The organism is uncultured Dialister sp. (assembly GCF_937959425.1).
In the GTDB taxonomy this organism is placed as follows: Bacteria; Bacillota; Negativicutes; order Veillonellales; family Dialisteraceae; genus Dialister.
On sequence record NZ_CALGPS010000041.1, the window covers coordinates 1 to 8,775 of the forward strand.

General features: G+C 53.7%; 6 protein-coding genes. All 6 read left to right on the top strand.

Annotated features, from left to right (window positions below):
* Positions 1-1,164 precede the first annotated feature (1,164 nt).
* From Q0482_RS01875 to Q0482_RS01900, 6 genes are read left to right on the top strand one after another with little or no spacing between them, the layout of a single operon-like run.
* Positions 1,165-2,889 carry a proline--tRNA ligase gene (locus Q0482_RS01875; protein ID WP_299142637.1) on the top strand — a complete coding sequence of 575 codons (1,725 nt, stop codon included), beginning with the start codon at positions 1,165-1,167 and terminating at the stop codon, positions 2,887-2,889.
* Between the two features lie 31 nt (positions 2,890-2,920).
* Positions 2,921-3,208, top strand: a complete 288-nt coding sequence (locus Q0482_RS01880; protein ID WP_299142639.1) for a chorismate mutase — start codon at positions 2,921-2,923, stop codon at positions 3,206-3,208.
* Entirely contained in the window at positions 3,205-5,337 is a 2,133-nt protein-coding gene (locus tag Q0482_RS01885; RefSeq protein ID WP_299142642.1) for an ATP-dependent RecD-like DNA helicase, read from the top strand. The genes Q0482_RS01880 and Q0482_RS01885 overlap by 4 nt, the downstream gene beginning before the upstream one ends.
* Complete coding sequence (locus tag Q0482_RS01890) at positions 5,334-5,984, top strand: ComF family protein (protein ID WP_299142644.1); 651 nt, start codon at positions 5,334-5,336, stop codon at positions 5,982-5,984. The genes Q0482_RS01885 and Q0482_RS01890 overlap by 4 nt, the downstream gene beginning before the upstream one ends.
* 15 nt (positions 5,985-5,999) lie before the next feature.
* Positions 6,000-7,172: a hypothetical protein gene (locus Q0482_RS01895; protein WP_299142647.1), complete on the top strand. Its 1,173-nt coding sequence runs from the start codon at positions 6,000-6,002 to the stop codon at positions 7,170-7,172.
* A 9-nt stretch (positions 7,173-7,181) separates the two neighbouring features.
* Positions 7,182-8,516 (top strand): glycosyl hydrolase family 18 protein, encoded by a 1,335-nt coding sequence (locus Q0482_RS01900; RefSeq protein WP_299142649.1) that lies wholly within the window; start codon positions 7,182-7,184, stop codon positions 8,514-8,516.
* The last annotated feature ends 259 nt before the right edge of the window (positions 8,517-8,775 follow it).

The following is an 8,775-nucleotide window of genomic DNA, read 5'->3' on the forward strand; positions in this document are numbered from 1 at the left end:
CATAGGGCGCCACCACAACCCTCGGGCCCGAAGGGCCCGTCAAACCTAAGAACCCGACCGCCTAACAGGCCGGTCAATCTTAAGAACCTTTCCCCGCCCCTTGAAACACAACCCTTCTACACAACCCGCGGGCCCTACGGGCTCGCCCCCTTTGGTGCCTGCGGCACCACCTTTACCCAAAGGGAAGCATGTCACTGGATTTTCGGGTCGCTGTGCTCCCCTACAAATCCAGTTCCTTTGCCACCCTGCAGGCGGGGGCACAACAAAGCTCCGCGAGGCTATATTTTCATATGATTCTCTACATTAAGCACGGGTTGTTCTGCCACCGCTTGCGGGGGAAGTCCCGCGCAGCGGGCAAGGGGGAGGCGAGCGTAGCGAGCCTGACACCACGATGCTTAGTCTTGAATATGACGTCTAAAGTATCAAGCCGTACCAGAGCCAGATGCTAACTGCTAAAAGCTAACTGCTGTTGCCTCTACGCCAAGCGCTCCTTTCTGCCCCAAGGCAGCATTCTGCGGGGAGATTTGAGGGCTCCCTTTCACTGGGCTCCATGAAACTAAGCGAATCATACCGGCTTGCAGCTCCGCTCGAAATGACGGGGGCGCCATAGTGACACAAATGCAAGTCCCGTAACGCTGACTTTTATATTGCGCCCATAGGGCGCCACCACAACCCTCGGGCCCGAAGGGCCCGTCAAACCTAAGAACCCTCCGGCCCAACGGGCCGGTCAAACTTAAGAACCTTTCTACACAACCCTTCTACACAACCTTCGGGGCCAAAGGCCCGCCCCCCTTTGGTGGCTGACGCCACCACCTTTCCCCCTGTTCAGGGGGCACAATAGGGGGGGAGGGAACCCTCTGAACCTTATCCCGCTCCTTGAAACACAACCCTTCTACACAACCCGCGGACCCTCCAGGCCCGCCCCCCTTTGGTGCCTTACGGCACCACCTTCCTCCACGGGAAAGCATGTCACTGGATTCTCAGTCGCCTTTGGCTCCCTACGAATCCAGTTCCTTTGCCACCCCGCGGGCGGTGGGACAATAAAACTGAGGATTTTTCCCCACAACCCTCGTCAAACCGTGGTATAATAAAAAAGCATATAACGAAAAAATTTCGGTATGAAAATCGTTCCGGCCTGCCGGGACAGTTACAGGGGGAGATATTTTGTTAGCATCCAGATTATACAGTCCTACATTACGTGAATTACCGGCTGACGCCGTGGTGGTGAGCCATCAGTACATGCTGAAGGCCGGCATGATGAGGAAGATCGGGAACGGGATTTATTCCTTCCTGCCTCTGGCATGGCGTTCTATCCTGAAGGTGGAAAATATTATCCGCGAGGAAATCAACAAAACCGGTGCCCAGGAAATCATGATGCCTATCGTGCAGCCGGCGGAACTTTGGCAGAAGACGGGCCGCTGGGATGTATTTGGACCGGAAATGTTCAAGCTGAAGGACCGGAATGACCGGGAGTACTGCCTGGGTCCTACTCATGAAGAGCTGGTGACTTCCCTCATCCAGATGGACACCACTTCCTACAAGCAGCTGCCTGTTTCCGTGTACCAGATCCAGAACAAGTACAGAGACGAGAAGCGTCCCCGTTTCGGTCTCATGAGAAGCCGTGAATTCATTATGAAGGACGGCTATACCTTTGACGCTGATGAGGAAGGGCTGGATAAGCAGTACAAGCTCATGTATGATGCCTATACCCGCATTTTCACCCGCTGCGGTCTCACTTTCCGTCCTGTCATTGCCGACTCCGGCGCCATCGGCGGCAGCGGCTCCCATGAGTTCGAAGTGCTGGCTGATTCCGGGGAAGCGGATATTGTTTACTGTGAAAACTGTGATTTCGCAGCCAATATTGAAGCGGTGGATCCGCTCACCGTGAAGTGCGACATTCATAATGACAAGGAAAAGGAACTGGTAGAAACACCAGGGCAGCATACCATTGAAATGGTGTGCGATTTCCTCCATGCCCCGGTTACCCAGTCTGTAAAGGCTGTGGTTTACAATGTGGACGGCCTGGTGGTGCTGGCCATGGTTCGCGGCGACCATGAAGTGAACGAAACGAAAATCCAGCATATTTACAATGCCATCAATGTGGATATGGCTTCCGACGAGGATTTGAAGAAAGTAGGCCTTACTGCAGGCTACATCAGCCCCATCGGTCTTAAGAGGACGAAGGAGTTCGATATCCTGGTCGATCCCACCGTCATGGAAATGCAGGATGCCTGCTGCGGCGCCAATGAAAAGGATAAGCATTATATCCATGTGAACCCGGCCCGCGATTTCACTGATGTCCGTGTGGAAACTATCCGCCAGATCCAGGAAGGGGACGTATGCCCTCACTGCGGTGGCAAGATTGTCCGCTGCCGCGGCATCGAAGTGGGCCAGGTGTTCAAACTGGGAACCAAGTACAGTGAAGCTCTGAATGCGACGTACCTGGATAACCAGGGCAAGTCCCATCCCTTCGTCATGGGCTGCTACGGCATCGGCGTCACCAGAACGGTAGCTGCGTCCATCGAACAGAACCACGACGATGACGGCATTATCTGGCCTGTGGCCATTGCGCCCTATGAAGTGGTCATCGTTCCGGCAAACAACAAGTCGGAAGAGGTGATGGCAGCGGCTAAGAAGCTCTACCATGACATGGAAGACGGTCGGGATGAAGTGGTGCTGGATGACCGGAATGAAAGGGCAGGCATCAAGTTCAAGGACGCTGACCTCATCGGCTATCCTGTCCGCGTCACCATCGGCAAGAAGTGGCAGCAGACGGGCTGTGTGGAAATCAGGATTCGCCGGTCCGGCGAAGTGGTGGAAGTACCGCTGGAAGAAGCGAAAGACAAGGTACAGGAAATCCTTCAGACCCTCCACGCCAATAATCAGTAATCCCATTTCTTCCTGAGGGGAGTGGACTGTTATGGAAGACAAAGAATTAGAAGCCCTGCGGAATTCTGTCAGAAGCATAGACAAGGAGCTGGTCTGCCTCTTTGAGAAAAGGCTTGCCCTGTCCAGGAGCATCGCCCAGCGCAAGATGAAGGCGGAAATTCCTGTTTTTGACGGAAAGCGGGAAGCCAAGAACATAGAGGAGCTCTCGAAGCTGATTGAAGATCTGTCTGCCCGTCCCGATTTCATCCGCTGGTACCAGATGCTCATGGATATCAGCAAGAAGGTGCAGAACCGATTGACCAGAGGAGAAGAAAAATGACAGAAGAACTGCGCGGCACCGTAAGGAAAATCATATTTTCCAGCGATGATGGCAGGTTCTGTGTCTTTCTTCTGGAAGATAAGGAGAGCAGAAAAACCGTGACTGCCGCATACAGGGGCCCTGCCCCCTATGCGGGTCAGCTGGTGCTTCTTCGGGGATGTTGGGAACGGCATCCCCGTTTTGGCATGCAGTTCAAATGCAGCATACTGGAAAATACAAAGCCCGAGGAAACGGAGGAAATCAAACTTTTCCTGGCGTCCGGCCTTATTGACGGCATAGGCCCTTCCATGGCAGGGAGGATTGTGGACCATTTCGGCAGGAAGACGCTGGAAGTTTTTGAAAACCGGATCGACGACCTCCGCCAGGTGCCGGGCATCGGCAGGAAAACCCTGGCCAAAATCAAGGAGTCCTATGAAAAGGTGAGGGAGGAACAGGAGCTTATTATGTTCCTTCAGTCCCTGGGGATTTCCGAGAGCTTTGCTGCGGACATCAGAAAACGGTACGGCGGAGAAACGGAGGACGTGCTGTCCGGCGACCCTTACCGCATGGTGCGGGATATTCCGGGCCTGGGGTTTCAGGAAGTAGACCGCATCGCTTTAGCAAAAGGGGTGGATCCCGATGACGCAGACCGGGTGACCAAGGGCATAGAGTATACCATTTCCCGGGCTTTGGCCCAGGGCCATGCCTGCGCCCCGGAATCGTCGGTTTTCCGGAATGCCTCCCTGCTCCTTGGAGTGACGGAAGATATTGTGAGAGAGGCGGGAAAGGAATCCATAGAAAATGGATTCATCCCTTCCCTTGTGTGGAATGACAAACGGTACCTTTACCTGCCGTCCCTCTATGAAGCGGAAACGGAATCCGCTCTCCGCATAAAATCTCTCCTTCATGCCGAGCCCTTGGGCTCTTCCAGGCTGGCGGTGGAGAAATTTGAAAGGGAAAAGGGACTGACCCTGGCAGACAGGCAGCGGGAAGCGGTGGAAAAAGCACTGAAGTCCGGCGTGCTTATCATTACCGGCGGCCCGGGCACCGGGAAAACCACCCTGGTGCAGGCCATTATTACCGCAGCCCGCCAGTTCCAGCTGAAGGTGCGTCTCATGGCGCCCACCGGCCGGGCGGCGAAAAGGCTCTCCCTTTCCAGCGGCGTGGAGGCGGATACCATCCATAAGGCCCTGGAAGCGGAGCTTCACGACAGCGGCAGCACCTTTTTCAACAGGAACGAGTCGGACCCCCTGAAGGAGGATTTAATCATTGTGGACGAAGCATCCATGATGGATATTTCCCTTTTCTACCACCTCCTCTGTGCACTGAAGGAAGGGGCCAGGCTTATCCTGGTGGGGGACATCGACCAGCTGCCGCCGGTGGGGCCGGGGTCTCCTTTAAAAGACCTCATCGCCTGGGGCGAAGTGCCGGTGGTGCGGCTGGAGCACATTTTCCGCCAGAAAGAGGGAAGCGGCATTATTGACAACGCCGCCCGCATCCGGGAGGGGCAAATGTGCTATCCCGATGAAGAGGGGGAATTCCTCATTTACTATGCTGCTTCTGAGCTGGATGCTTTCCGTGAAATCATGCTGCTCTGCCGGGACATGGACTACGGCAGCGAAAAAATGAAAATGAAAATGCAGGTCCTGTCTCCCATGTACCGGGGCGCCTGCGGCGTGGATCATCTGAACCGCGCCATACAGGAACTGGTCCATGACCATCCGGTGGAAGGGGCGGTTCATTTCCTTCCCGGCGACAAGGTGATGCAGAAAAAGAACGATTATGACAAAGGGGTCTACAACGGCGACCTGGGTATCGTATGGGCAGTGGACAAGAACAAGATCTTTGTGCGGTTTGACAGCAAAGAAGTGGTGTATGAAGGGGAAGAAAGAAGCAGCATCCAGCTGGCCTACGCCGCCACGGTGCACAAGAGCCAGGGCAGTGAATACGATACGGTGATCCTGGTGCTCCTGCCCACCCAGGGCATTATGCTGAAGAGGAACCTCCTCTACACCGGTGTCACCAGGGCGAGGAAGAAGACCATCCTGATTTCCACGGAAGATGCCATTGCCCGTGCTGTAAGCCGGGCAGACACTGCCAGCCGCTACAGCCTCTTCCTGCCCCTTCTGAAGGGGGAGGCAAAATCATGAATTTCCTCCATGACCTGGCGGACATCTTCTATCCCACCACCTGCCCGGGCTGCGGGAAGGTAGTGGACAGGGATATAGTGTGGTGCGAAGACTGCCTGAAAAAAGTATGGAATCCAAGGCTTTTGAACTCCTCCCACACCGACCACCTCCATGGCTGCTACACCCTCTGCAACTACGAAGGGGCGGTAAGGAAAATCATTATCCAGCTGAAATACGGCGGACGCATTGACAGGAAACGGGCTTTTCCGCCCCTCCTGACACGATTTCCCTACTGGGACAGGCTGGAAGACTTGAGCCTGGTCATGCCGGTGCCCCTTTCCAAAAAGAAATGGGAAAGCCGGGGCTACAACCAGGTGGACATGATGTTTGAAGACTGGATGAAGGGGGCGGGAAAAAACTACGTTCCCCGGGGCCTTATCCGCTTTCGAAGCGCCGAAACCCAGTCCCTCCTCTCTCGAAGGGAACGATATGAAAATATTAAAGGCATATTTCACATCAACCACGGCATGGAGGTCAGGGGAAAACATATTCTCCTGGTAGACGATGTATACACCACCGGCGCCACCATGGAATCCGCCGCCCATGAACTGGTGCGTGCCGGCGCCGCGGTGGTCACAGGCCTTACCATAGCCAGCGGGGCTATGTAAATGAAAGGAACCATTATGAACATACAAAAAAGCGCCCTTGCCGGCGCTGTAGAAGATTTATGGAAGAAATATCTTCTGTCCGTAACGGCCCAGGACATGCTTCTGGGGGAAGTGGCGGATCATCTTTATGTAGAAGACCTGGATTTCTCTACATCTTCGGAGAAAGACCTCATTTCGTCCTATGTAAGCATCGGCTTCGGTGACGATATAGGCGAGGCGGCTTGGGCCGTCAGCCATGGGGAAGTACCGGCGCCCTATGCGGAGCTTTCCCGTTTCATGACGGAAGAAGAAATGGGAGACCGCCTTTTTGACTACCTGGCCTCCCATATCCGCAGGCATCCGGCCGGCGACATTTTAAACAATCCCTACTACCGGCAGGTCAGGGTGGAAGGGAAAACAAGGGAAGGCCATATTACCCTTACCACGAACGACTACCTGCCGGGAGAGCTCATCCAGACCTATCATGAAGGATTCTCGAGGGAAGATCCCTTTGCCTATGGGGAGGCCGCCTTCTTTGACAGCCCGGTGGTGTTCCCGGTGCTCCTTGAAAACGGCAGCGTGTGGATGAGCGTGGTATTAAGTGAGATCGAATCCATGAAGGAGCCCCTGGAAAGGGCAGCGGGAAAGGTCATTACCTACGGTCTGGGCCTTGGCTACTACACCTTCATGGCTTCTGAAAAGGAGGACGTGGAGTCGGTGACGGTGGTGGAGCTGAATCCCCACATGATTTCCCTCTTTAAAAAGAAACTGCTGCCCCAGTTTCCTCACAAAGAAAAGGTGCATATCATAGAAGGGGACGCCCTGGTGTATATTAAAAAGCAGGAAGACGGCGCCTTCGACTACGGTTTCAGCGACTTCTGGGCAGGCACGGAAGACGGCCTCCCCCTCTACCTGGCCTTTGCAGGCGCCTGCAGCTCCTTCCGGCATACCGTCCATGATTACTGGATAGAAAATGTTTTCATCGATGCCTTCTTCCGTCCGGCAGTCATGGTTTACCTCATGGAAAAAGTGCTGGGCCGGAAAGAAGCTCCTCTCGACCAGGGGAAAAAGGCGGCCCGCATCCTTCGGAAATTCATTTCCTTCCTGGACAGAGAACCTATTTCCCTGAAAGGGGAGGAGGATCTGTACCATCTTCTGAACACAGAGACACTGGTCACTCTGGTACGGAAATTTGCAGCACAATCATGAAAGGGAAATATGCTTAAAAAACTGGCAGCAGCCCTCATCATCGCAGCGATTCCCGCCCTGGCCTTGGGCGAAGGGCCTGCAGCGGTGAAAATGAAGGGCAGCGATTTCAAAAATTTCAACGCCTATGAAGTAGACGGCACCTTCTATACCGCCCCCCTGGTGCTTACCAAAGGGGGAAAGTGGAAACTGTCCTGGGAAAAGGACAGACTCTACGTATATACCACGCCTCCCGCCATGAAAAGGGAAGAAAAGGTGGAAATCCCGTACCGGGAAATTGAAGGGAACAAGTACGTGGATTTTTCCTTCTTCAGCGGTCAGGCCGGCCTGGAATATACCTACAAGCCTAAAAAAAAGGAACTCACCGTAAAAAAGAAGAAGGAAAAGAAAGAGGGAAAAGAAAAAGCCCTTCCGGCGGAAAGGCCCCTTGTTCTCTGGGATATCAACTACTCCTTCAGAAATGAAAACTCCGACTTCGCCGCCCTCTCGGGCACCCACATCCTTTCGCCTACTATGGGCAGCTATGAGGATATAGAAAAAGGGGCGTACAGCTGGAACTTCGACTATCTGAAAAGGGCCAGGGAGAACTCCATGGAAGTGATGCCCCTCATCCATAACGATTTCGAAGTGAAGAAAACCTCCCTTTTCATGCACGATGGTAAAAGGCAGGAAGCCTTCATTTCCAAAATCGCCGCCCTCTCCGAAGTATACGGTCTCTACGGGTACAACATGGACTTTGAAAACATGGACCCAAAGGATAAAGACCTGTTCACCGATTTCATGAAAAACCTGTCCGTGCCCCTCCATGAAGGGAAAAAGAAACTTACCGCAGACATCACCGTTTACAACGCCGGCTCCCCTACCTGGAGCCTTTGCTACGACCGGACGAAACTGGCGGACTTCTGCGACTATGAAATCATCATGGGCTACGACGAAACACCCCGCACCAGCCCCTACGCCGGATCCGTGTCCTCCTACAGCTGGCTGGACAGGAGCATACAGAAACTCATCACCATGGTGCCTCCGGAGAAACTCATCCTGGGCCTTCCCTTCTACACAAGAATCTACGAAGGAAATCCGGGACACATGAAATCAAAAGTCCTTGCCATGAAGGACCAGGAAGACCTCATGAACCGGTACCGTTTGAAACCCATCTGGCAGCCCGAAGCCAGACAGTACACCCTCACCTGGAAACAGGGAGGCCTTATGCATAGGGTATATCTGGAAGAAGAAAAATCCCTCAGTGCGAAATTGGAACTGGAAAAGAACTATAATCTTGCAGGGCTGGCCTTCTGGAGATATGGATTTGAGAAAAAGGGGATTTTTGAGGAACTGGGGAAGCACTGATTCATTCATAGAGTCTGTTTCCATAAGAATTTTTATGCACTGCTTCGTCATTTCGACTTGAGCGGAGTGGAGAAATCTCATGGGTAGTGTGCTGGTAGGACTGCTGTCGGCTATCAGCTATCGGCCTTGGTGGGCGCCTTTTAAATAATGCAGGGCGCCAGTATAAATAAAACCTTTACAACCGCCCTGGCGGGCGAAGGGGATAGTGGCTGGTAGCTAGTGGCTGGGGGCTGGTGGGTGGAAAAAACATACAACCGCG